We start from the raw sequence: 23,946 nt of genomic DNA, 5'->3' as shown, positions 1-23,946 counted from the left end.
GGAGGCAAAATGATCCGGCGACAACGTTAACACGACGGGCCACCCGGGCATGCCCCGGCGAGCCGCGTGAAGCGCTGGACTATCGTCCCACGGCGACATCGAGCACCGTCTCGCCGTCGTTGTCCTTCACGATGAAGGCTGCCTCGTCGAAGCGGGGTGCGCGCAGCGTCGGACGCACGCCATTCGAGACCCCCCACGCTTCGGTCGGCAGGCCGATGAGATTGGTGTCGACCCGCCGGTTGTTGTTCAGGTCGTGCACAACCGACACCGCGTAGCGCCCGGGCACAACGTCGGCGAAGCGGCAGGTGACGCCTTCTGCGGCTGCGGCTTGCCAGCGCACGCGTGCCGACGCGTTGTCCATCGGAAAGCCCTTGTCCCGTTCGAACAGCGCGCAGCCGATCTCGCCGTTCGCTGCGGTCACGCCGCTCACGCGCACCACGATTTCGGCGGCCGCTCCGTTCAGCGGCAACGCGGACAGGGCCAGCAGCCAGGCAAGGCGGGCGAATGGAGTGATCTGGACTGACATCGGGCACCTCCGGCAGCGGATTCGTGACGGCATGGCAGCGGATCGGGCGCGCGGCTTCGCCGGGTGCATCCGATGGCTGCCGATGATCAGAGGTTGACACTGTCAACGCACGATGTCGATAATGAAGGTTGAAGTAGACGGCGTCAACCCCAAGGCGTCGATCCCGTCACCCCGATCCTGACCCTGATGCGAGGTTTCGCCATGTCACCTGCCCTGCCGCCGGGAAGCCGCCCTTTCATGCTGTCGCTGCGCACCCTGGTGATGGTGGCCGGCCTGTCCGCACTGGCGGGGGCGTGCGCGCTGTCGACGCCGTTTCCGCGCATCGACAGGGCCGTCGCCGGCGAGGCGGACGACACTGTCGTGCTGGTGCTGACGCACATCATCGTCGATGGCGCCCGGCGCGATGAATTCGACCGCCAGACGCGACGTGTCATCGACAGCATGTCGACGCAGCCCGGCCTGATCGGCTATTCGGCGCGGCGCGAACTGTTCGGCAACGAGGCGTGGACGATGAGCGTGTGGGCCAGCGACGCCGCACGTGCCCGCTTCGTCCGCTCCGCCGTGCATCAGGAGGCCATTGCGAAAAGCGAGTCGGCGATCGTGACCGTCCGGCTGAAGCGGCTGAACATGGCCCGCAAGGACGTGCCGCGCGATTGGGCAGCGGCGCTGGAGCTGCTGGCGCGGCCGGGCAATGAACGCGTCTACAAGAAGGATTGAGGTTGTGGCCTTATGACGCCGATTCGATCTGTTCCGACACCACCAGCCAGCGCTCTTCGTGGGTGTCGAGTTCGGCGTCGATCTTCTGCAGCGTCGCACCCAGTTCGCCGATTTCCTGCGGCGGCAGCGGCGTGGTGAGACGCGCTTCGATGCCGTGCTTCCGCTTCTGCAGGTCGAGGATGGACTGTTCCAGCTTGCCCAGTTCGAGCTTCAGCGCCTTGAGATTCACGGGCGTCTTCTTCATCGCCGGGGCCGGTACGGGGGTGGCTGTGGCGGCTGGCGCCGCCGAGGCTGCCGGTGCCTTCAGTGATTCCTTCAGGTCTTCGCGTGCTCGTTTCGCTTCATTGAGCAGGTAACGCTGGTAATCGTCGAGGTCGCCCTCGAACGGTTCGATGCCGCCGCGCGACACGAGCCAGAATTCGTCACAGACCGAGCGCAGCAGCGAACGGTCGTGGCTCACCAGCATGACCGTGCCATCGAATTCATTCAGCGCCATCGCCAGTGCTTCACGGGTGGCGAGGTCGAGGTGGTTGGTCGGTTCGTCCATCAGCAGCAGGTTGGGGCGTTGCCACACCAGCATGCACAATACGAGGCGCGCCTTTTCGCCGCCGCTCATCGTGCCGACCGCCTGCTTCACCATGTCGCCGCTGAAATTGAAGGTGCCGAGGAAGTTGCGCAGGTCCTGTTCGCGACCGCTCTGTCCGGCCGGCAGGCCTTCGCGCGCCATGCGCGTCATGTGTTCGAGCGGATTGTCCTGCGGCCGTAGCACATCCAGTTCCTGTTGCGCGAAGTAGCCGACCGACAGGCCCTTGCCTTCGCTCACCGCGCCGGTGGTGGCCTTGAGCGCGCGTGCGATGGTTTTCACCACGGTCGATTTGCCCTGGCCATTGGCGCCGAGGATGCCGATGCGCTGGCCGGCCATCACGGTGCGGTTCACATTGCGCACGATGGTGGTAGGCGGCGTGCCCGGCGGCGCGTCGTCCGGCGGCGGATAGCCGAAGCTGGCGTTCTCCATCACCAGCATCGGGTTGGGCAGATTGGCCGGTTCCTTGAATTCGAAAGTGAAGTCGGCGCTGGCCAGCATCGGCGCCAGCCGCTCCATGCGGTCGAGCGCCTTGACGCGGCTCTGCGCCTGCTTGGCCTTGCTCGCCTTGGCCTTGAAGCGGGCGATGAACTTCTGCAGGTGGGCGATCTTGTCCTGCTGCTTGGCATAGGCGTTCTGCTGCAGTTCCATCTGCTGCGCCCGCATGTCTTCGAAGGTGCTGTAGTTGCCGCCATAACGGGTCAGCTTCGCCGCGTCGATGTGCAACGTCACATTGGTGATCGCGTCGAGAAACTCGCGGTCGTGGCTGATGACGACCAGCGTGCCTTCATAGCGCGTCAGCCAGCTTTCCAGCCAGACCAGCGCGTCCAGATCCAGGTGATTGGTCGGCTCGTCGAGCAGCAGCAGGTCGGACGGACACATCAGCGCACGCGCCAGCTGCAGGCGCATGCGCCAGCCGCCGGAAAAGCTGTTCACCGGATTGTTCAGTTCGGTCGTCTTGAAACCCAGCCCGAGAATCAGCGATTGCGCCCGCGCCTGGGCGTCGTGTGCGCCGGCGTCATGCAGTGCCATGTAGGCATAGGCCATGCGCTCGCCGTCGTCGCCCGCCTCCGCGGCCTGCACTTCCTGCTGCGCCGCAAGCAGCGCGGTGTCGCCCTCGATGACGAAGTCGGTCGCTGGCTGGTCGGTTTCGGGCATGTCCTGCGCGACCTGGGCCATGCGCCACTGCACCGGTACGTTGAACTCGCCGGAATCTTCATGCAGCGTGCCGTTGAGCAGCGCGAACAGCGTCGACTTGCCGGCGCCGTTGCGGCCGACCAGACCGACCTTCTCGCCCGGATTGATGGTGGCGGTGGCGCCGTCGAGCAGCACCTTGGCGCTGCGGCGCAAGGTGACATTCCTGAGTGTGATCATGCGGGTGAAGCTCCAGCGGACGTCCCGCAACGACAGGCGGCAAGACCAGGGAAGGGGTGGCGGGGCGGAAAAGACGGGGCCAGCGACCGAAAGTCGTAACCGAATGGTCGCTGCAGCCCGAAGTATCTTCGCCCGCGCAGGTCGCCGTCAAATCGAACGCCAGCGCACCGCGTGCCCGGAATGATCGGGATCAGCGGCGTTCCGCCCGGAAGTGCCGGGGTGGCGCTGGAGTTTCCGTCCGGCGCCCGCGTGCCCGCACAGCCCGAGGGCCATTTCGTGTCCGCTGCCGGCTGCGACGGCAGCGTGATGGCGATCCGCGTCTTGGCGTCGCCGGCCCCGCTCCGTCCGGGGCAGCAGCAGGTACATCGGGCGACAGACGGCGTCAGCGTCCTTCGATCAGTTCGCGCCCGCGCAGGAAGCCCATTCCTTCGGCAATCGCCTGCGATGCGTAGAACAGCCCGAGGTCGGCTTTCGCCCCAAACAGTTCGACACGCTGCGCGTCTGGTCCGCGCGTGCTGACCGTGACCGTGAAGGTCCATTCGTTGCCGTGGCCCGACAGCGACGGGTTGTGGTTGATGAGGCGTTCGGTGCAGACGTGCATGTCGTGGTCGTGGTAGCACTCAGTCTTCCACACCGGCGCGTCCGTAGGTTCAGTCGGCGTGATCTCGAGCGTCGTGGTCATTGATCTCTCCTGGAATCGTCATTGTGGATTCAGACGCGCGGACCGGATGGACCACCCGATGTGCCGACACCTGAAGCGCGAAGTTGCCCGCGGGCGGGCGCGGCGGTCTGTGCGCTGGCGGACGGATCGCATCGTGCGTATCGCGCTGCGCAGGCGTGCCCGGCATAACGCCCCTGTGTTCGTTCTGGTACGGACGCGCCACATGCGGACGCCGATGATCGGGGTCACGGTCGACTTGACCGTCTGCGCGGAGACACCCTCATGACAACCCACCAACGACCACTGCGTACGGCCGCGACGCTTGCCTGCCTCGGCGTGCTCTCGCTCGCCGGCTGCGACAAGCAAGAGCCCTTGCCGGTCACCCAATGGCCCTCGACTGCGCCGGCTGCGATGCCGTCTAACGCGACGACCCAGTCGATGCCGGAATCCGAAGCGAATCTCGACGATGCCGGCGTGGCGACCCGCGTCACGACTGCCTTGCTGGCCGATCCGAACGTCAAGGCTTTCCCGATCGAAGTGATTTCGCTCAAGGGAGATGTGCGTCTGATCGGCGTCGTCGATACCCAGGTACAGCGCGAGCGGGTGCTGGAAGTGGCACGCGGTGTCGACGGCGTGCATGCGCTGCACGATGAACTGACGCTGCGCCAGCAGTGATGGTCATGCTGCGACGCGCCGGACTTCGGCGCGTCGCAGTCTTTGTCTAGGCGTCGATGAACTGCAGCCGCGCCAGTTTCGCGTAGAGGCCATCCTGCGCCAGCAGCTGGGCGTGCGTGCCGGTTTCTACGGCGTGGCCGTGCTCAAGCACGACGATGCGGTCGGCCCGCTGCACCGTGGCGAGGCGGTGAGCGACGACCAGCGTGGTGCGGCTGGCCATCAGCGGCGCCAGGGCGGCCTGCACCATGCGCTCGCTTTCGGCGTCTAGCGCCGACGTGGCTTCGTCCAGCAGCAGGATGGGGCGGTCGGCCAGGATGGCGCGCGCGATCGCAATGCGCTGGCGCTGGCCGCCGGACAGGCGCACGCCGCGCTCGCCGAGCGGACTGTCATAGCCGCCCGGCATGGCGCGGATGAAGGCGTCGGCGAAGGCCGCTTCGCAGGCGGCGCGCACCTCGGCGTCGCTGGCGTCGGGGCGCGCATAGCGCACGTTGTCGGCGACGCTGGCGGCGAAGATGACGGCCTCCTGCGGCACCAGTGCGATGCGCGCGCGCAGGTCGGCCGGGTCCGCCTCTGCCAGCGGCACGCCGTCGATGCTGACCGTGCCGGATTGCGGATCGTAGAAGCGCAGCAGCAGCTGGAACAATGTCGACTTGCCGGCGCCTGACGGCCCGACCAGCGCGACCGTTTCGCCGGCCCGCACGTCGAGGCTGAAGCCGTCGAGCGCCGGCGTGTCGGGCCGGCTCGGGTAGCAGAAGCGCACGTCGCGGAACGCGATGTCGCCGCGTGCCGGCGTGGGCAGCGCGCGCGGTGACGACGGCGCCGTGATGTCGGGCTGCGTATCCAGCAGTTCGATCAACCGCTCGGTGGCGCCCGCTGCCCGCTGCAGTTCGCCCCATACCTCCGACAGCGCACCGACTGAACTGGCCACCATGGCGGCGTAGAACACGAAGGCCGACAGTTCGCCGGCAGTCAGGCGCCCCTCCAGCACGTCATGTCCGCCGACCCACAGGATGACTGCCACCGAGCCGAACACCAGCAGGATCACCATCACCACCATCAGCGCCGAATGCCGATAACGTTTCACGCCGGTGACGAAACTGCGCTCGACCAGCGACGTGAAGTGCTCGCGGTCGGCGTCTTCGTGGCCGCAGGCCTGCACGATGCGGATGGCGTGCACGCTTTCATCGACATGGGTACCGAGGTCGGCCACACGCGCCTGGCGCTCGCGCGACAGCGCACGCACCTTGCGGCCGAACAGCACGATGGGCGCCACCACCAGCGGCACACCCGCCAGCACCAGCAAGGTGAGCCGGCCGCTGGTCAGCGCCAGCATGACCAGACCGCCGGTCAGCAGCAGCATATTGCGCAGTGCGATCGACAGCGTCGAACCCACCACATTTTCGATCTGTGCCGTGTCGTTGGTCAGTCGCGAAATGACTTCGCCGGTGCGCCCGGCCTCGAAGAACGACGGCGGCAGCGTCAGCAGATGCGCATACACCCGCGTGCGCAGATCGGCCGATACCCGCTCGCCGAGCCAGGACACGTTGTAGAAGCGCAGCCAGGTCGCGCCCGCCAGCAGCACGACCAGCAGCAGCGAACCGCCGAGCGCCCGGTCCAGCCAGGCCGCGTCACCGGCAGCGAAGCCCTGGTCGATCACGCTGCGCAGACCCTGACCGAGCGCCAGTGCAGCGCTCGCTGCCAGAACCAGGCCGAGGGTGGCCAGCAGCAACCGACCCCTGTGCGGCTTCACCATTTCGAACATCACCTGCCGCGCTCGCTGTACATCGGTCACACTGCTGACTCCTTGTTGTGGCTGTTTTGTTGTATATTCCGGCCCCTATCCGAAGTGCGCGGGTGGCGAAATTGGTAGACGCGCTGTCTTGAGGGGGCAGTGCCGCAAGGCGTAAGAGTTCGAGTCTCTTTCCGCGCACCACACATTCAGTATCACAGGCGCTTCATTGCGCTTCTGTTTCATCCTCCGGTCGGCCCGGCCGGAAAATCCTCGTCCTGGTCAAACATGCCGGGCACCGGTTGCGATGTTGCAGCGCAAACCGTGTCACGGCATCGCTTTGCTACCATCCGTCTCGCAATTCCGGGCCCGTCTCAATACAGAAAAGATTCCGGTCATGTAACCGGAACAGAATTCGGTCGGAGGAGGAGAAACCGATGGCGCTGGACAAAGTACTTTTGGGCCGCTTGTTGCAGTTGAACGAGCCGTGGACGGTACGCGATTTTCGCTTCGATCCGGACGCCCGCAAGCTGGACGCCTGGGTCGGCGTAGAGCCTCCACGCGGCTGGTTCGCGCGTGTGCGGCGTCAGCCGGCCGAAGGGCCCGAGCGCGTCTGGCGCCACGTCGACCTCGCGGGCTGGCGCTGTCATGTGCATGTGCAGGCGCCGATCGGCGCCGATCTGAGCGCGCTGCCCTGGGCTGGTGCCGTGGACATGCCGTTTTCCCAGGCCCTTTCCAAGCATGTCTTTGCGCTGTTCAACGAAGGTGTGCCGCTGAACGGCATCTGCACGATCACCGGCATTCCGCTGCAGGAGCTGTGGAAGTTCAAGTATTCGCTTGATCAGGGCAAGACCGCCATCGCGGTGCCGGCTTCGCCGCTGGTCGATCTGGCGCCCGCAGGATCCGTTGCGCCTGCCGCGCCGGCAGACGACATTCCCGACCTGACCGATCCGGTCTGGCTCAAGCTGATCGAGGGCCAGGTCGATCTCGATATCCGTGCGCTCAGCCTGAAGCTTCTGATGACGCGCCTGCGCAGTCAGCTTGAAGTGATCACCGACGAAGAAGTGCGCATGCTCAAGCTGCGCGAGCTGCATCGATATTTCGTCAAGAACGCACGAATGCTCGGGCACGAACTGTCCCAGCTGCGCGCCAGCTGACGTCCGCACCGCCTTCATGAACAGTCAGACCAAGCAGGAACTGAGCGGACGCATGATGGGGCTGTCGGAAGCGACGGCCCTGATCCGCGGTGGCGGCTACTACAGCATCGCCGGCGACGAACTGCTGCTGCGCGAGTTGCCGCGCGGCCACTGGATCGGCGGCACCATTCCTTATTTCATGGGGCAGGACGGCGGCGTCACCACGCGCGACCAGCTCTATGTCGCGCAGGTACCGGTCAGCGGCGGCGTGCCGCTGATGCGCTTCTATGACCAGATCAGCCTGGAGCGGGTGTGTGCCGACGCGCCGGAGAACGGCTTTTCCATCATCGTCATTCCCGCGTTCTCGGCCGTGCACTCCTTGTTCGCCCGCAACGCGCCGGGCTACGAGGACATGTATCTCAAGCCGTTGATCGGCTGGATATCGGGCATCCATCTCGACGATCTCGGCCGCGCCAGTCCGCTGGCGGTCAATGGCGAAACGCTGGAATTCGAACCGGATCGCGCACTGGTGATGCACGTGCCGCTGCCGGCCGACAAGTACGCGCACATCGACATCATCAATCTGTTCACGCCGGGTGATGGCGACAGCATCCGCTTCCCGACCAAGGGTTTTTCGGTGGGCGAGTGCCGCATCAATGGCGAGCCGGCCAACTTCGCGCGCTATGTCACCACGAATGCGATCGATACCCGCCTGCCGCTGGTCGCCGATTACAGCGGTGCGATGATCAACGTGAGCATCAAGGCGGTCGATCTGGGCAAGGGCGTGGTCGATTTCTACGCGCCGGTGTTCGATGACGTCGAATACCGCTTTGCCGCGCCGGTGCCCGACTACGTCAGCGCCTTCCAGCAGGCGCTGCGCGCGCGCGATGGCGGCCAGGCGGGCCCGGTCGGTTTCAGCTGCAACTGCGTGCTGAACTACCTGTACAGCGAACTCGAAGGCAAGCGCGTGCCCTCGCTGCTCGGCCCGATGACCTACGGCGAAGTGGCCTACCAGTTGCTGAACCAGACGCTGGTCTATCTGACGATAGAAGGCTGAGCCGGGGCCTCTGAAGGGCGCGACCCGCAAGCGAGCGACGCCCCCTGTGCGAGCGGCGGCTTGTGGGAGCAGCGGCCTGTGGGAGCAGCGGCCTCGCCGCGATTGATGCCGCGATTATCGTTGATCAACGCGCCGATCGCGGCGAGGCCGCCGCTCCCACAGGGACAACTCCCACAGGGACAACTCCCACAGGGACCGCGCGGCCGCGCCGACAGGGGTAGCATGCCGGTTTGTTCCTTCAACTGCTCCGCATGAACGATACCCAAACCTCGCAGCGCCGCCTGGCGCTGGTGATCGACGCCGACAATGCGCAGCCATCGCTGATCCAGCCGGTACTGCTGGCCGCCGCGTCGCGCGGTCGCGTCACGGTGCGCCGCATCTACGGCGACTGGACCTCGCCCAACATGACCAGCTGGAAGGCGCATCTGCTCGACCACTCGATCCGGCCCATCCAGCAGTTCCGCATCGTCGGCGGCAAGAACGCGACCGACAGCGCGATGATCATCGACGCCATGGACCTGCTGCATTCCGGGCTCGTGGATGGTTTCTGCATCGTGTCCAGCGACTCCGATTTCACCTCGCTGGCGCGCCGCATCCAGGAGAGCGGCCTGTTCGTCATGGGGGTCGGTCGGCGCACCACGCCGGTTGCCTTCCAGCGCGCCTGCGAGGAGTTCGTGTTCACCGATGACATGCGCGCCACGCCGTCCGCCGCGTCATCGTCATCGAAACGACGTCCGGCCGAACGGACCGCGTCGGCGAGCCCGGCCGGCGCAGCGCCGGCACGCGCCGAGGCACCGCGCAAGGCACGCAGCACGCAGCCGGATGCGCAGGTGCTCGACCTGCTGTCGCAGGGCATCCGTTCCGCCACCGACGAAGACACCGGCTGGGCCGGCATCGGGCGGGTCGGCCAGATCGTGCGCCAGTACGAACCGGGCTTCAGCAACAAGGACTATGGCCACGCCAGCCTGTCCGGCCTGCTGGAAAGCCATCCCGAGCTGTTCCGCCTGCGCAAGGGCGACAACGGCCAGGCCCAGGTACAGCTGATCGAAAGACCGGTCGAGCGTGTGGCCGAACCCGCGGCGGACGACACCCCGAAGGCCGCCGCCCGGCCGCGGCGCAGCCGTCAAACGCGCAAGGCGCCGGCCGATTCGGGTACCGCGGACAATGTGGCCGTCGCACCGGCGCCGGTGGCCGCCGACCCGGCGCCCGACGCGCCGGCCGCCAGCGACGCCAAGGCCGCAAAGCCGCGGGCACCGCGTCGCAGCCGGGCGCGCAAGCCGGCGGCTACTGCGACGCCGCAGGACGGCGAGTGAGCGCAGCTGCGGCAGCGCGCTTCGGCTGATGCGAGCGGACCAGACGCTGGTGGCGCGCGGCCTCGCGCGCTCGCGCACCGTCGCACAGGCGATGATCGCGGCCGGCCGTGTCGCGTGGCTGTCGGCCGCCGGCCGCGTGATCGTCACCCGGCCGTCGCAGGACATTGCGGCGCACACCGAACTGGTGGTCGAAGCCAGCGAAGACGATCGCTTCGTGTCGCGCGGCGGCCTGAAGCTGGCCGGCGCGCTGGCGCACACCCGGCTGGTGGTGGCCGATGCGGTCTGTCTGGATGTCGGGCAATCCACCGGCGGCTTCACCGACTGCCTGCTGCAGGCAGGCGCGGCACGCGTGGTGGGTGTCGATGTCGGTCACGGCCAACTCGACGCACGGCTGCGTGGCGATGCGCGCATGACCTGCATCGAGCACCTCAATGCCCGCACACTCGACGCTGCGGCGCTCGGTCGTCACTTGCCCGACGGCGGCTTCGATCTGGTGGTGTGCGACGCCAGCTTCATTTCGCTGACCCTGCTGCTGCCGCAGTGGCCGGCGCTGCTCAAGCCGGCCGGACAGGTGCTTGCACTGGTCAAGCCGCAGTTCGAACTGGGGCCGGAGGCGCTCGGAAAGGGCGGCATCGTTCGCGATGCGGCACAATACGCGGCCCTGGAGGTGCGCCTGCGCACGTTCGCCGAGGCGAACGGTCTCAACGCACTGGATTATTTCGACAGCCCGATCACCGGCGGCGACGGCAACCGCGAGTTTTTCATGTTCGCCATGAAGCCGCCCGGAACAGACCACGATGAATGACTCGACCCCGCGCGTGTGCAGCGTTGAATTCTTTCCGCCCGCGACCGACGAGGGCGCCGAAAAGCTGCGCGCCACGCGTCGCCAGCTGCGCCAGCTCAACCCGGCCTTCTTTTCGGTCACCTACGGCGCCGGCGGCACCACGCGCGACCGCACGCTGGAAACCGTGCTCGAGATGCAGGCCGAAGGCCTGAATGCGGCGCCGCACCTGTCGTGCATCGGTTCGACGCGCGACAACATCCGGCAACTGCTGCAGCGCTATCAGGCCGAAGGCATCCACCACATGGTGGCGCTGCGCGGCGACCTGCCGTCCGGCGTGGTCGATCCGGGTGACCTGCGCTACGCCAACGAACTGGTCGAGTTCGTGCGTGCCGAAACCGGCGACTGGTTCCACATCGAGGTGGCGGCCTACCCGGAAGTGCATCCGCAGGCGCGCAGCGCCGAGAAGGATCTGCAGGCTTTCGTCGGCAAGATGAAGGCCGGCGCCGATTCGGCCATCACGCAGTATTTCTACAACACTGACGCCTACTTCGCCTTCGTCGACGACGCGCGCGCGATGGGCGTCGATGCGCCGATCTATCCGGGCATCATGCCGATCGCCAACTTTTCGAAGATTTCGCGCTTTTCCGAAGCCTGTGGCGCGGAAATCCCGCGCTGGATGCGGCGCAAGTTCGAAGGTTTCGGTGATGACGCGGCATCGGTCCGCGCTTACGGGCTGGATGTCGTCACCACGCTGTGCGAACGCCTGCTGGCCGGCGGCGCACCGGGTCTGCATTTCTACACGCTGAACCAGGCGGGGCTCACCTCGACCATCTGGCAGCGGCTCGGTCTTTGAGGCTCGTCATCCCGTCATGCGCATCTTTTCCGTTCTCGCCCTGATCATCGCGCTGCTCGGCGGCTATACCTGGATCGTGCTGAGCTGGAGCTATTCCACCGGCGAGCGTGCCGGGTATGTGCAGAAGTTTTCCAACAAAGGCTGGTTCTGCAAGACCTGGGAAGGCGAACTGGCCATGGTGACCATGCCCGGCACACTGACCGAAAAGTTCGAATTCAGCGTGCGCGACGCCCAGGTCGCGAAGCAGTTGAACGAAAGCATGGGCCAACGCGTGTCGCTGCACTATGAACAGCACATCGGTGTGCCGACCAGCTGCTTCGGCGAAACCCAGTATTTCGTCAGTTCGGTGCGCGTGGTCGAAGTGACCGAGGTGGAACGCCGGCTGATGCAGCAGGCGCCGATCGTCACGCCTGCGCCTGCCCCGTCAGCCGCCCCGGCTGCGCCGGCGCAGTGACCCGTTCGCCACGCGGGCTGGCCTTCCTGCTGGCGGGCCTGTCCGCCATCGGTCCGTTCGCGATCGACACATATCTGCCGGCCTTCCCGGCGATCGCCGCCGATCTGGGCGCCACACCGGTCCAGGTGCAACAGACGCTGACCGTCTATCTGGGCTTCTTCGCGCTGATGACCTTGTGGCACGGGGCGCTGGCCGATGCGCTGGGCCGGCGCCGCGTGGTGCTGTGGATGATGGCCATGTTCTTCGCCACCTCGGTCGGCTGTGCCATGGCAACCAGCATCGAACAGCTGTGGCTGGCGCGCGCGCTGGCCGGCATGTGCGCCGGTGCCGGCATGGTGATCGGTCGCGCCATCGTGCGCGACCTGTTCGACGGCGCGCAGGCGCAGCGTCTGATGAGCACCATCCAGCTGCTGTTCGCGCTGGCGCCGGCCGCGGCGCCCATCATCGGCGGCTGGGTGTTCGGCCTGTTCGGCTGGCGCGCCACCTTCTGGTTTCTCGCCGCCTACGCCGGCGTGCTGTGGGTCGCCTGCTTCATATGGCTGCCGGAGACGCTGGACCCGGCGCATCGGCGCAGCATGCATCCGGTCAAGCTCGGCCGCGACTACGCGCACATGTTCGCCCACCCGGCGCTGATCGCGCTGGTGCTGGCGGTATCGATGAATTTCGCCGGCTTCTTTCTGTATGTGCTGTCGGCGCCGGCCTTCCTGATGGACCACCTCGGCGTATCGCCGCAGGGCTTCGCCTGGCTGTTCGGCCCGACCGTGGCCGGCATGATGACCGGCTCGTGGATATCCCGTCGGCTGGCCGGACGCATGGCGCCGATGGTGCAGCTCAAGCTGGCCTACAGCATCATGATCGCGGCCGCCTTCGCCAATGTCGTCCTCAATCTGGCGACCACGGCCAGTCTGCCGTGGGCGGTGCTGCCGATCGCGCTGTACAACATCGGTCAGGCGATCGCGATGCCCGTGCTGTCGCTGCTGGCGCTCGACCTGTTCCCGAAGTCGCGCGGCATGGTGTCCAGCTGTCAGGGCTTTGCCCAGTCACTGACCAATGCACTCGCGGCCGGTCTGGTCGTGCCGCTGCTGTGGGGCGAGCCGCTGCATCTGGCGGTCGGCATGGCCATCTTCATCCTCGTTGGCTGGCTGGCCTGGCTGCGCTACCGCTCGCTGCAGCCCTGACGGGCGCGGCCCCTGTGGGAGCGGCGGCCTGTGGGAGCGGCGGCCTCGCCGCGATAGTGCCGTGACCATCATTGTGCAGAGTGCGTATCGCGGCGAGGCCGCCGCTCCCACAGCCCACAGCCCACAGCCCACAGCCCACAGCCCACAGCCCACAGCCCACAGCCCACAGCCCACAGCCTCGTCCCCTGCGCCGACGACATGCGCACCCGCTTGGGTCATTGACCTTGCGCGCGCACCACCTGTGACTTATTCCCGGTGCGCACCCCTTCGGTGCAGAAGCTGTCGTGCATACAAAATGTTCTTCCAATCAGCTGGATGGAGTCAAAAACAACTCATAAATTATTGAAATAAGTGAGTTTTCATCGTGGACTGGTTTGTGCATACGGCACTCGCCCCCGCGTTCGGGGCGACAACCGGAGTCGTTCATCTTCAACCACCCTTTTGGAGAAGTCCGCGATGAAGAGAAAGATATTGGCAACTGCGATGGCGCTGGTCGGCAATGTGGCCGCTTTCAACGCCCTGGCGCAAACCGCGCCGAAGCAGTTCAGTCTGATCGAGGCAACGGTGCCGCAAATCCAGGAAGCCTTCCAGTCGAGGCTTCTGTCCGCCGAACAACTGATCAACATGTATCTGGCTCGTGTCGCGGCGTATGACGACGCCGGTCCCAAGCTCAACTCCTATATCTATGTGAATCCGCAGGCCGCCGCGACCGCGAAGGCCATGGACGAAGCGCGCTTCTCGCCCAATACGACGGTCGGTCCGCTGTACGGCGTTCCGGTCATCCTGAAGGACCTGATCGACACCTACGACATGCCGACCACCGGCGGTGCGGTGGCGCTGAAGGATTCGATTCCGCCGGTCGATGCCTTCCTGACCCGGAAGCTGCGCGAGGCCGGCGCCATCATCATCGGCAAGGCATCGCTGACCGAGTTCGCGAATGGCATGACCAGCGGCATGCCGGGCGGCTACAGCGGGCTGGGCGGTTACTGTTTCAATCCCTACAACCCGGTGCCGTTGCTGGGCGGAGACGGCCGCCCGTTGCTGAGCCCGCGTGGCTCCAGCTCCGGCTCCGGCATCGCCGCTGCGGCCAACCTGTCGGCACTCACCATCGGTACCGAAACGTCAGGGTCCATCCTCGGTCCATCCGAAGCGAACGGCATCGTCGGCATCAAGCCGACCGTCGGCCTGATCAGCCGGATCGGCATCATCCCGATCACGGCCGACCAGGACATCGCCGGCCCGATGACGCGTACGGTGACCGACGCCGCCATCATGCTGGGCGTGATCACCGGCTATGACCCTGAAGATTCATCGACCGAAGCCTGCCTCGAGCCCGGCAACTGCTTCAACGACTACACGCCCTTCCTGAAGGCGGACGGTCTGGCCGGCGCACGCATCGCCGTGCCGCCGTTCCCGAACAGCCGCGCCGACATCATGAACGACGCGATCGCCAAGATGGAGGCGCTCGGTGCCACCGTCGTGCGGATCCCGGCGCTCGGTGCAGTGACGGCGCCCGGCATCTCGCGCTACGGCCAGAAGCGGGACATCAATGCCTACCTCGACCGCCTGCCGTCGACCTTCCCGATCCAGTCGCTGGCTGACCTGATTGCGTACAACTCGGCCAACACCGATCTGAACACGCTCAAGTACGGCCAGACGAACTTCCTCTCGTCGGAGTTGCAGGATCTCAGTCCCGGCAGCGCCGACACGGCGAAGTACCTGGCGGATCGCGCACTCGGATTCACGCAGTCGCGCGGCATCATCAATGATGCGCTGAACGGCCCCGACGGCGAGCGCGGCACCGACGACGACTTCGATGCCGTCGTGTTCTCGGGTACCGGAGGTTCCGGCCTGTGGGCGCGCGCCGGCTACCCGACGGTGCTCATTCCTTACGGATTCGTCACGCAGGACGGCGCCCAGATTCCTTCCGGCGTGTCGTTTGCCGGACGACGTTTCGGCGAGCCGCGGCTGATCGAACTGGCCTACTCGCTCGAACAGGCATCAATGGGGCGCGAGCCGCCGTTCAGCACCCCCGCGCTGCCGACCGACGTCGTGCTGCGCGGCGACATCAACGGCGACGGCAAGGTCAACGGGACCGATGTGTCACTCGTCGCCCGCCGCCTGAACCAGACGGCGACTGGCCCGTACGACAAGGCCGACATCAACGGTGACGGCAAGATCACGGCGCTGGACACGCGCCTGATCACGAATCTGTGCAGCAAGCCGCGCTGCGCACCTTGATCACTTACTTACAGGACCTGAACATCATGAAATTCGTCAATGCACTGCTTGCCTCGGCACTGCTGGCCACCGGAGCCGCCCAGGCCCAGGTGGTCACCGCCGTGCCCTCCTCATCAGAAGTCGCGGTCGGCGATTTCTTCACCGTCGATCTGATCGTGTCGGGTCTGGCGGATGCCACGGTCGGCAGTTTCGACTTCGACTTCATCTACGACCCGTTCGTGATGACGTCGTACGGCGTCGTTTTCGGCGAAGGGCTGGATGTGTTCAGCCTGGGTTCGCTGTTTTCGGTGTCGTCGCAGCCGGGCCTGATCAACATTTTCCAGACCTCGTACGACACGGTGGAAGACCTGATCGCGCTGCAGCCGGACACGTTCACGCTGGCGACGCTGTCGTTCAAGGCGATCAGCCTGGGCAGCAGTCCGCTGGAAGTGTTCGTGAATGCGATCGGCGACGCCGAAGGCGTGATGCTGCCGGTCGAGCTGGGCGCCGGCATGGTGACCGCGGTGCCGGAGCCGCAGACCTACGCGTTGCTGCTGGCCGGTCTGGGCCTGATCGCGCTGTCGGCCCGCCGCCGCCGCAGCTGATCCATCGCGTCGGAAAGGTGTGAACAAGCCCTCCGTGCCGCAAGGCCGGGGGGCTTTTTCCTTGCATGTTGGCAAAGCCTCTGTGTGAGCAGCACCCTTTGTGGAAGCAACCCCTGTGTGAGCGGCGCGTGTGGGAGCGGCGGCCTCGCCGCGATAGTGCCGCGACCATCGCTGTGCGAAGTGCGCATCGCGGCGAGGCCGCCGCTTGTATGTTCTGCCTCGGCAAGTTGTAGTGAGAACTTGTCGGGGTGGAGGGACTAACGCCGCTTCTGGCTTTTGCACAGACCGTGGGAGATATCGTCCCGCCCCTCACCATCGAGCACCCATGAGGAATCCATCGACGCGGCCCTCGCCGGCCCTGATCGACCATATCCTGCAAGCGATTGCCTGGTGAGTCCCGACAAGTCCCTAAACCTTAGTCGGGAGCGCCTGTTCATGACAAGTCAGCCTTCGCCGATTCACATCGGCATCGACGTATCCAAAGCCAGCCTCGATATCGCACTGGGCGAGCACGGCCCGGTGCAGCGCATCGACAACACCCCTCTCGCCATCCGGGCCTGGCTGCGCACCTTGCCCAGCGGCCCGCTGCACATCGGCTGCGAGGCCACCGGCACCTACCACCTCGCGCTGCGCGACGCCGTGATCAAGGCCGGGCACCCGCTCTACCTGATCGACGGCTACCGCCTCTCGCGCTACCGCGGCGCCACCAGCGTGCGGGCCAAGACCGACCCGATCGACGCCCGGCTCATCGCCCGCTACGTCGCCAAAGAGGGCACGCACCTGCGCCCCTACACGCTGCCGCCCGAGGCCACGCAACGCGTGCAGCAACTGCTGCGTCGTCGCGCCACCCTGGTCCGGACCGCCGTCATCTTGCGCCAGAGCCTGTCCGATCTGCCCGGCTTCAAGCGCGAGGTGCGCGCCTTGCTGGCCCGGGCCGACCGGCTCGCCCAGCAGATTCAGGCCCAGATCGTGGAAAAGCTCAAAGCCAGCGACTGGATCGACGATCACCGCCGCTGCCAGGGCATCGAAGGCGTCGGCCCACTCACCGCCGCCGCCTTGTGCGCGACCTTCCATCGGGGCGCCTTCACCCGTGCAGACGCCTTCATCGCCTATCTCGGCCTCGATGTGTGCGTGCGCCAATCGGGCAACCAGCACGCCCGCGGCACCCTGAGCAAAAAGGGCGACCCCGAGCTACGCCGACTCCTGCACAACGCCGCCATGGCAGCCAGCCCATCCGACACCTGGAAGCCTACCTACCAAGCCTTCATCGCCCGCGGCTTCTCCCGCACCCAGGCCCTTGTCGCCCTGGCACGAAAGATCGCTCGCGTTGCCTTCTCTCTGATGAAAACCGGCACTCAATACCAACCCGGAGGGCTCAAAAACACTTGTGCTCAGACATAGAATCTCCCACAGCCCACAGCCCACAGCCCACAGCCCACAGCCCACAGCCCACAGCCCACAGCCCACAGCCCACAGCCCACAGCCCACAGCCCACAGCCCACAGCCCACAGCCCACAGCCCACAGCCTCATCTCCTGCGCCAACGATATGCGCACCGGCATGGGTCACCGATCGTGCGCGCGCACCACTCGTGAATTATTCCCGGCCCGGCACCGGTTCGGTGCATCGCCTGCGGCGCATACAAAGGGCTCTAACTTTCAATTGGATAGAGTCAAAAAAGCTTCGCAAACTGCGGAAAAAAAGCAACTTCCAGTGGTGGCCCGGTTTGTGCTCGCCGAACATGTCCTTACAAAAAGGATAAAAAAAGCGTTGCCCGTTATCAACCGTTCTATCTAGGAAGAGGTCCCTGATGAAGAGAAAGATATTGGCAACTGCGATGGCGCTGGTCGGCAATGTGGCCGCATTCAACGCCCTGGCGCAAACCGCGCCGAAGCAGTTCAATCTGATCGAGGCAACGGTGCCGCAAATCCAGGAAGCCTTCCAGTCGAGGCTTCTGTCCGCAGAACAACTGATCAACATGTATCTGGCCCGTGTCGCCGCGTATGACGATGCCGGTCCCAAGCTCAACTCCTACATCTATGTGAATCCGCAGGCCGCCGCCACCGCGAAGGCCATGGACGCAGCGCGCTTCGTACCCGGCACGCCGATCGGACCGCTGTACGGCGTGCCCATCCTGCTGAAGGACATCATCGACACCGATGACCAGCCGACCACCGGTGGGGCCGTGGCGCTGAAGGATTCGATTCCGCTGGACGATGCCTTCATCACGAAGAAGCTGCGCGACGCCGGCGCCATCATCATCGGCAAGGCGACGCTGAGCGAATTCGCCAACTTCATGACCTCGGGTGGCGTGTCCGGTTTCAGCAATCTGGGTGGCTACGGCTACAACCCGTATGACACGCGTCCGTCGCCCACCAATCCGGATGGCCGCCCGCTGCTCAATCCGAGCGGCTCCAGCTCCGGCTCCGGCATTGCGGCCGCCGCCAATCTGGTGGCGCTGACCATCGGTACCGAAACGTCCGGCTCCATCCTGAGCCCGTCCAACGCCAACGGCATCGTCGGCATCAAGCCGACCGTCGGCCTGGTCAGTCGTGACGGCATCATCCCGATCACCGCCGATCAGGATACCGCCGGCCCGATGACCCGCACGGTGACCGATGCGGCCATCGTGCTCGGCGTGATTGCCGGCTACGACCCGACCGACCCGGCGACGCTCGAATGTCTGGAACCGGGTAACTGCTTCAACGACTACACGCCCTTCCTGAAGGCGGACGGTCTGGCCGGGGCACGCATCGCGGTGCCGCCGTTCCCGAACAACCGGGCCGACATCATGAATGCCGCCATCGCGAAGATGGAGGCGCTGGGTGCCACGGTCGTCACCATTCCCGCGGTGACGTTTCCGGGTGGTTTCGGCCCGGGCGTGCTGAACTATGGCCAGAAGCGCGATGTGAACGCCTACTTCGATACGCTGCCCGACAGCTACCCGATCCAGTCACTGGCTGACCTGATCGCCTTCAACGCCGACCCGCCCGCGCCGCTGACGACGGCCGATACGATCAAGTACGGTCAGACGACGTTCATCAACTCGAATAACCTCGACATCAGCCCGGGCAGCGCCGACACGCTGACCTACCAGACCAACTTCGCCAATGGCATCAGCCGTTCGCGTACAGCGATCAACAACGCGCTGAACGGGCCGGACGGCGAAGAAGGAACGGCAGACGATTTCGATGCCATCTTCTATTCGGGCAGCGGCAGTGCCGGTACCTGGGCGCGCGCCGGCTACCCGAGCATCGTCATCCCCTACGGTTCTGTGATTTCGAACGACGTGCCGATCCCGGCCGGCGTGTCGTTTGCCGGCCGTCGTTTCGGCGAGCCGCGGCTGATCGAACTGGCCTACGCACTCGAACAGGCCACCCTGGGACGCTTCGTGCCGCCGAGCGCGCCGCCGCTGCCGACCGATGTCGTGCTGCGCGGCGACATCAACGGCGACGGCAAGGTCAACGGGACCGATGTGTCGCTCGTCGCCCGCCGGCTGAACCAGACGGCGACCGGCCCGTACGACAAGGCCGACATCAATGGCGACGGCAAGATCACGGCACTGGATACGCGCCTGATCACCACCTTGTGCAGCAAGCCGCGCTGCGCACCTTGATCACTACAAATAGGACCTGAACATCATGAAATTCGTCAATGCACTGATTGCTTCAGCACTGCTGGCCACCGGAGCCGCCCAGGCCCAGGTGGTCACCGCTGTGCCGTCCTCATCCGAAGTCGCGGTCGGCGACTTCTTCACCGTCGATCTGATCGTGTCGGGTCTGGCGGATGCCACGGTCGGGAGTTTCGACTTCGACTTCATCTACGACCCGTTCGTGATGACGTCGTACGGCGTCGTTTTCGGCGAAGGGCTGGATGTGTTCAGCCTGGGTTCGCTGTTTTCGGTGTCGTCGCAGCCGGGCCTGATCAACATTTTCCAGACCTCGTACGACACGGTGGAAGACCTGATCGCGCTGCAGCCGGACACGTTCACGCTGGCGACGCTGTCGTTCAAGGCGATCAGCCTGGGCAGCAGTCCGCTGGAAGTGTTCGTGAATGCGATCGGCGACGCCGAAGGCGTGATGCTGCCGGTTGAGCTGGGCGCCGGCATGGTGACCGCGGTGCCGGAGCCGCAGACCTACGCGTTGCTGCTGGCCGGCCTGGGCCTGATCGCGCTGTCTGCCCGCCGCCGCCGCAGCTGATCCATCGCGTCGGAAAGGGGTTAACAAGCCCTCCGTGCCGCAAGGCCGGGGGGCTTTTTCCTTGCATGTTGGCAAAGCCTCTGTGTGAGCAGCACCCTTTGTGGAAGCAACCCCTGTGTGAGCGGCGGACTGTGTGAGCGGCGCCTGTGGGAGCGGCGCCTGTGGGAGCGGCGGCCTCGCCGCGATCGTGCCGCGACCATCGCTGTGCGAAGTGCGCATCGCGGCGAGGCCGCCGCTCCCACAGCCCACAGCCCACAGCCCACAGCCCACAGCCCACAGCCCACAGCTGCGCCGGTCAGAACTCCAGTGTGTCGGCGAACTTGAGCGCCGACATCTGCGCGCGATTGACCTGATTGGCTTCCAGCCCGAGCGAGTGCGTCAGCTCGCGCAGTGCACCGGCCGATACATCCTCGCAGGCGCGCGCCAGCTTCAGGAAAGGCGTGTAGGCACCGTCGTTGCCGAGCAGCGCATCGGTGATCGGGTCCGGCAGCGTCATTTCTTCGAGCACGGTGTCCATCGGCGCGCCGAGCAGCTTGTCGAGCAGCGAGAAGGCGCCGGTGATGAACAGGTTGTCGTGCTCTTCGCGCGGGAAAAACTCTGCGCCGAGCACTTCCATCAGCCGGCCGCGCGCGATCGCCGCCTGCATCAGCGCCGGCGCCGACGGGTCCTTGCCGGCGGTGACGAGCAGCAGCGACAGCCACTTGTTCAGCTTGTCGTAGCCGAGGATGACCACTGCGTGGCGGAAGGACTGCACCTGGCACATCAGGCCGAAACCGGCCGAATTGATGTAGCGCAGCAGCTTGAACGACAGCGCCACGTCCTGTTTCAGCGCGTCTTCGATCTGTTTCGGGTCGGCGTTGCGACGCACCAGATTGAGTACGCGCACGATCTGCGCATGGGCCGGGGCCAGCTTCTTCGCCGTGGTCTGGTTGGCCTTGAAGAACCAGCCGGTTGCACCGCCGTAGCCGGCCTTGACCGCGGCATCGAACGCCAGCGGATCGGCGACGCCGGTGGCTAGCAGGATGCCGGGCACGCGGATGGTGACCGGCTGCACCCGCGCATCCGCCATCACGAATCGAAAGCCGAGGCCGGGCGGCAGTTCGGTGCCCACCTTGTAGTCGCCCAGCACCAGCGGCACGCCGGCCTGCGCGAGCTGCATCACCGCCTCTGCACAGGCCGGATCTGCCAGCTGTGCCGCGCCGACTTCCATCATGGCGCCTTCCGGCGCGATCCAGTCGGCCAGGCTGGCGTCGGGTGCGCAGCCGGCGAGGCTGACGAACACCGGGCGCGCCGGCGGCCAGTCTTCGCCGATGGCGTCCAGTGCCGCCACGGCGTCGCCGCAGGCAGGCGCATGCACACGCAGCCGGGTGGCCGTGATTGCGCGCTGCTTGTTGATGACCGGTTCGCGGGTGAAGAAGACGTCCTGGCTCATTGCGGTGAATAGGTAAATGAGTCTGCGTGAAAGTGCTCTATCGGCAGATTGCACTGTCGGGTGAAGTCCGCCTTCGCGGCGTCGATCATCGCCGGTCCGCCGCAGGCATAGACCTGATGGCCGGCGAGATCGGGCAGATCGGCCAGCACCGCCTGATGCACGAAACCGGTGCGTCCGGTCCAGTCGTCACCGGCCGCCGGTTCCGACAGCACCGGGATGTAGCGGAAGCCGGGCAGCCGGCCGACCCAGCTCGCCGCCAGTTCGTGCATGTACAGGTCCTGCTTCGTGCGCGCCCCCCAGTACAGCGTGATCGGCTTGTCGTAGCCGGTTTCGATGGCGTGCTCGATGATGGCCTTGATCGGCGCGAAACCGGTGCCGCCGGCCACCATGATCACCGGCCGGTCGACGTCCTCGCGCAGGAAGAAGCTGCCCAGCGGTCCCTCGAAACGCAGGATATCGCGCTCCTTCATCGCGCCGAATACATGGCCGGTGAAGTGGCCGCCCGGCACCTCGCGGATGTGCAGCGTCAGGAATTCGTCGTCGTGCGGTGCGTTGGCGATCGAAAAGCTGCGCCGCTTGCCGTCGCGCAGCAGGAAGTCGATGTACTGGCCGGCCAGATACTGCAGACGTTCGTTGGCCGGCAGCTTCAGGCTGACCGCCATCACGTCCGGTGCCAGCCGTTCCAGCTTCTGTACCCGGGTCGGCATGATGCGCACCGCGATGTCCTTCATGCCGCCGACCTCGCGGCATTCCAGTTCGAGGTCGGAGCGCGCGGTGGCGCAGCAGAACAGCGCAAAGCCCTGTGCCTTTTCGGCGTCCGTCAGCTTGGCCGCCTGATGCTTGCCGTAATCGACCGTGCCGGACAGGATCTTCCCCTTGCACGAACCGCAGGCGCCGTTGCGGCAGCCATAGGGCAGATTGAAGCCGGCGGCCAGCGCCGCGTCGAGCAGGCGGGTTTCAGCGTCGGTGGTGAAGGTGTGCTGGCTCGGTTTGAGGGTGACCTGATAGGACATGGGCGCGTGAGACAATCCGTGAATGAACAAGGTAAAACGATCGCAACGCACGGCCCCGGCAGGGTGGTGCGGCAAACGGTCAAGGGTACTGATTGTAGGCTGTGGCGACGTTGCACGGCGCGCGCTGCCGTGGCTGGCGCCTCGGGTCAGGGTGTGGGCCGTGGTGCGCAATCCGGAATCGGCGGTCGAATTGCGCCGGCTGGGCGTGCGCTGCGTGCGTGCCGATCTCGATGACGCGGTCAGCCTGCGCCGTGTGGCAGCCCTGGCTACCTGGGTGTGGCACTTCGCGCCGCCGCCCGCCTCGGGTGACGGCCGCGATCCGCGCACCCGTCGCCTGGTGGCCGCGCTGGCGCGGGCCGGGCGCACCGACCGGCTGTGCTACATCAGCACCAGCGGCGTCTATGGCGACTGCGCCGGCGCCCGGGTGGCTGAAACCCGGCCGGTGAATGCCGGCAGCGCGCGCGGCGCGCGGCGGGTCGATGCCGAGTCGGCAGTGCGCCGGCTGGCGCGGCGCGGCGTCGCGGTCAGCATCCTGCGCGCGCCCGGCATCTACGGCCCCGACCGCCTGCCGCTGGACCGCCTCAAGCGCGCCGATCCGGTGCTCTTTCCGGCCGAGGATGTGTACACCAATCACATCGACGCGGCTGACCTGGGCCGTCTCGCCTGGGGCGCGCTGATGCGCGCGAGAGGTGGCCGCACCTACAACGCGAGTGACGATACGAAGCTCGCGATGGGCGACTATTTTGACCGCGTGGCCGACGCCTTTGCGCTGCCGCGGCCGCCGCGCGTCACGCGCGAGGAAGCGCGTGCGCGGCTGAGCCCGATGATGCTGTCCTTCATGAACGAATCGCGCGTGCTCGACAACGGCCGCATGAAGCGCGAGTTGCGGGTGAAACTGCATCGCCCCGACATCGACGCCGTGCTCGCACACGCCCTGCAGACTTTCCAACGCTGAGCAACGCAATGACCAGTACCTATCTGTGGGCCAAGGCCCTGCACATCGTTTTCGTCACCAGCTGGTTCGCCGGCCTGTTCTATCTGCCGCGCCTGTTCGTCAATCTGGCCATGCTCGGCGCGGACGAGACCGCGGTGCGCGACCGCCTGCTGCTGATGTCGCGCAAGCTGTTGCGCTTCATGGGCCCGCTGGCCGGTCTGGCGGTCGGTTTCGGCCTGTGGCTTTGGCTGGGCGAGGGCATCGGTGGCGGCTGGATGCATGCCAAGCTGCTGCTGGTCATCTTCCTGATCGGCTATCACCATTACTGCGCGCGTCTGTTGCGCGCCTTCGAAGCCGGCCGCAACACGCGCAGCCATGTCTGGTACCGCTGGTTCAACGAAGCGCCGGTGCTGGTGCTGTTCGCCGTCGTGCTGCTGGTCGTGCTGAAACCTTTCTGATCCCATGACGAATTTCCCGCCGAAGAGAATCCCGCCAAAGATGACC

General features: G+C 65.9%; 22 protein-coding genes and 1 tRNA gene. 17 read left to right on the top strand and 6 right to left on the bottom strand.

What is annotated here, in order from left to right:
• Positions 1-79: 79 nt before the first annotated feature.
• Entirely contained in the window at positions 80-526 is a 447-nt protein-coding gene (locus BSY238_RS07860; protein ID WP_069038643.1) for a DUF2141 domain-containing protein, read from the bottom strand.
• Between the two features lie 201 nt (positions 527-727).
• On the opposite strand from BSY238_RS07860, the gene BSY238_RS07855 reads away from it, so the two are divergent.
• Positions 728-1,243 (top strand): antibiotic biosynthesis monooxygenase family protein, encoded by a 516-nt coding sequence (locus BSY238_RS07855; protein WP_190295068.1) that lies wholly within the window; start codon positions 728-730, stop codon positions 1,241-1,243.
• Positions 1,244-1,253: 10 nt separating this feature from the next.
• Here BSY238_RS07855 and BSY238_RS07850 read toward each other — a convergent pair whose 3' ends face one another.
• Together BSY238_RS07850 and BSY238_RS07845 are read right to left on the bottom strand one after the other, a co-directional pair.
• Positions 1,254-3,200 (bottom strand): ABC-F family ATP-binding cassette domain-containing protein, encoded by a 1,947-nt coding sequence (locus tag BSY238_RS07850; protein WP_069038641.1) that lies wholly within the window; start codon positions 3,198-3,200, stop codon positions 1,254-1,256.
• A 382-nt stretch (positions 3,201-3,582) separates the two neighbouring features.
• Positions 3,583-3,882, bottom strand: coding sequence for a hypothetical protein (locus tag BSY238_RS07845; RefSeq protein WP_069038640.1), 300 nt, complete (start codon positions 3,880-3,882; stop codon positions 3,583-3,585).
• A gap of 261 nt (positions 3,883-4,143) precedes the next feature.
• On the opposite strand from BSY238_RS07845, the gene BSY238_RS18035 reads away from it, so the two are divergent.
• A complete protein-coding gene (locus BSY238_RS18035; RefSeq protein WP_083223971.1) occupies positions 4,144-4,536 on the top strand; it encodes a BON domain-containing protein in 393 nt (130 codons plus the stop codon).
• 46 nt (positions 4,537-4,582) lie between these two features.
• On the opposite strand, the gene BSY238_RS07830 is transcribed toward BSY238_RS18035, so the two are convergent.
• On the bottom strand, positions 4,583-6,298 hold the full coding sequence (locus tag BSY238_RS07830) for an ABC transporter transmembrane domain-containing protein (protein ID WP_069038637.1): 1,716 nt from the start codon (positions 6,296-6,298) through the stop codon (positions 4,583-4,585).
• An 86-nt stretch (positions 6,299-6,384) separates the two neighbouring features.
• On the opposite strand from BSY238_RS07830, the gene BSY238_RS07825 reads away from it, so the two are divergent.
• The 13 genes from BSY238_RS07825 (at position 6,385) to BSY238_RS07765 (ending at position 20,063) form a co-directional block, all read left to right on the top strand.
• Positions 6,385-6,469: transfer RNA gene (locus BSY238_RS07825), tRNA-Leu, on the top strand.
• A 233-nt stretch (positions 6,470-6,702) separates the two neighbouring features.
• Positions 6,703-7,422 carry a hypothetical protein gene (locus tag BSY238_RS07820; protein ID WP_069038636.1) on the top strand — a complete coding sequence of 240 codons (720 nt, stop codon included), beginning with the start codon at positions 6,703-6,705 and terminating at the stop codon, positions 7,420-7,422.
• Between the two features lie 16 nt (positions 7,423-7,438).
• Complete coding sequence (locus BSY238_RS07815) at positions 7,439-8,458, top strand: DUF6976 family protein (protein WP_069038635.1); 1,020 nt, start codon at positions 7,439-7,441, stop codon at positions 8,456-8,458.
• A 251-nt stretch (positions 8,459-8,709) separates the two neighbouring features.
• Positions 8,710-9,771, top strand: a complete 1,062-nt coding sequence (locus BSY238_RS07810; protein WP_069038634.1) for an NYN domain-containing protein — start codon at positions 8,710-8,712, stop codon at positions 9,769-9,771.
• 28 nt (positions 9,772-9,799) lie between these two features.
• Positions 9,800-10,576, top strand: coding sequence for a TlyA family RNA methyltransferase (locus BSY238_RS07805; protein WP_069038633.1), 777 nt, complete (start codon positions 9,800-9,802; stop codon positions 10,574-10,576).
• Positions 10,569-11,408 carry a methylenetetrahydrofolate reductase [NAD(P)H] gene (gene metF, locus BSY238_RS07800; protein WP_069038632.1) on the top strand — a complete coding sequence of 280 codons (840 nt, stop codon included), beginning with the start codon at positions 10,569-10,571 and terminating at the stop codon, positions 11,406-11,408. Before BSY238_RS07805 ends, metF begins: the two co-directional genes overlap by 8 nt.
• Positions 11,409-11,424: 16 nt before the next feature.
• Positions 11,425-11,862, top strand: a complete 438-nt coding sequence (locus BSY238_RS07795; RefSeq protein WP_069038631.1) for a hypothetical protein — start codon at positions 11,425-11,427, stop codon at positions 11,860-11,862.
• On the top strand, positions 11,859-13,040 hold the full coding sequence (locus BSY238_RS07790) for a multidrug effflux MFS transporter (protein WP_069038630.1): 1,182 nt from the start codon (positions 11,859-11,861) through the stop codon (positions 13,038-13,040). The genes BSY238_RS07795 and BSY238_RS07790 overlap by 4 nt, the downstream gene beginning before the upstream one ends.
• Positions 13,041-13,496: 456 nt before the next feature.
• Positions 13,497-15,281, top strand: coding sequence for an amidase family protein (locus BSY238_RS07785; RefSeq protein WP_083223970.1), 1,785 nt, complete (start codon positions 13,497-13,499; stop codon positions 15,279-15,281).
• 26 nt (positions 15,282-15,307) lie between these two features.
• The gene (locus BSY238_RS07780) at positions 15,308-15,865 is read left to right on the top strand and encodes a cohesin domain-containing protein (protein WP_150123903.1); all 558 of its coding nucleotides are present in this window, start codon (positions 15,308-15,310) and stop codon (positions 15,863-15,865) included.
• Positions 15,866-16,300: 435 nt separating this feature from the next.
• Positions 16,301-17,266 carry an IS110 family transposase gene (locus BSY238_RS07775; RefSeq protein ID WP_069038627.1) on the top strand — a complete coding sequence of 322 codons (966 nt, stop codon included), beginning with the start codon at positions 16,301-16,303 and terminating at the stop codon, positions 17,264-17,266.
• Positions 17,267-17,674: 408 nt separating this feature from the next.
• The gene (locus BSY238_RS07770) at positions 17,675-19,480 is read left to right on the top strand and encodes an amidase family protein (RefSeq protein ID WP_083223969.1); all 1,806 of its coding nucleotides are present in this window, start codon (positions 17,675-17,677) and stop codon (positions 19,478-19,480) included.
• 25 nt (positions 19,481-19,505) lie between these two features.
• A complete protein-coding gene (locus BSY238_RS07765; RefSeq protein ID WP_069038625.1) occupies positions 19,506-20,063 on the top strand; it encodes a cohesin domain-containing protein in 558 nt (185 codons plus the stop codon).
• 295 nt (positions 20,064-20,358) lie between these two features.
• Here the strand turns inward: BSY238_RS07765 and BSY238_RS07760 are convergent, their stop codons facing one another.
• Positions 20,359-21,495 carry an EAL and HDOD domain-containing protein gene (locus tag BSY238_RS07760; protein WP_069038624.1) on the bottom strand — a complete coding sequence of 379 codons (1,137 nt, stop codon included), beginning with the start codon at positions 21,493-21,495 and terminating at the stop codon, positions 20,359-20,361.
• Positions 21,492-22,508, bottom strand: a complete 1,017-nt coding sequence (locus BSY238_RS07755) for a CDP-6-deoxy-delta-3,4-glucoseen reductase (RefSeq protein ID WP_069038623.1) — start codon at positions 22,506-22,508, stop codon at positions 21,492-21,494. Before BSY238_RS07755 ends, BSY238_RS07760 begins: the two co-directional genes overlap by 4 nt.
• Positions 22,509-22,530: 22 nt before the next feature.
• Here BSY238_RS07755 and BSY238_RS07750 point away from each other — a divergent pair, with 22 nt between their 5' ends.
• Both BSY238_RS07750 and BSY238_RS07745 read left to right on the top strand, forming a co-directional pair.
• On the top strand, positions 22,531-23,463 hold the full coding sequence (locus BSY238_RS07750) for an SDR family oxidoreductase (RefSeq protein ID WP_083223968.1): 933 nt from the start codon (positions 22,531-22,533) through the stop codon (positions 23,461-23,463).
• A gap of 8 nt (positions 23,464-23,471) precedes the next feature.
• On the top strand, positions 23,472-23,900 hold the full coding sequence (locus BSY238_RS07745; RefSeq protein ID WP_069038621.1) for a CopD family protein: 429 nt from the start codon (positions 23,472-23,474) through the stop codon (positions 23,898-23,900).
• The last annotated feature ends 46 nt before the right edge of the window (positions 23,901-23,946 follow it).

The organism is Methyloversatilis sp. RAC08 (assembly GCF_001713355.1).
Lineage (GTDB): Bacteria > Pseudomonadota > Gammaproteobacteria > Burkholderiales > Rhodocyclaceae > Methyloversatilis.
Note: the sequence above shows the minus strand (reverse complement) of the source record. Positions and strands in the feature narration are given on the sequence as shown.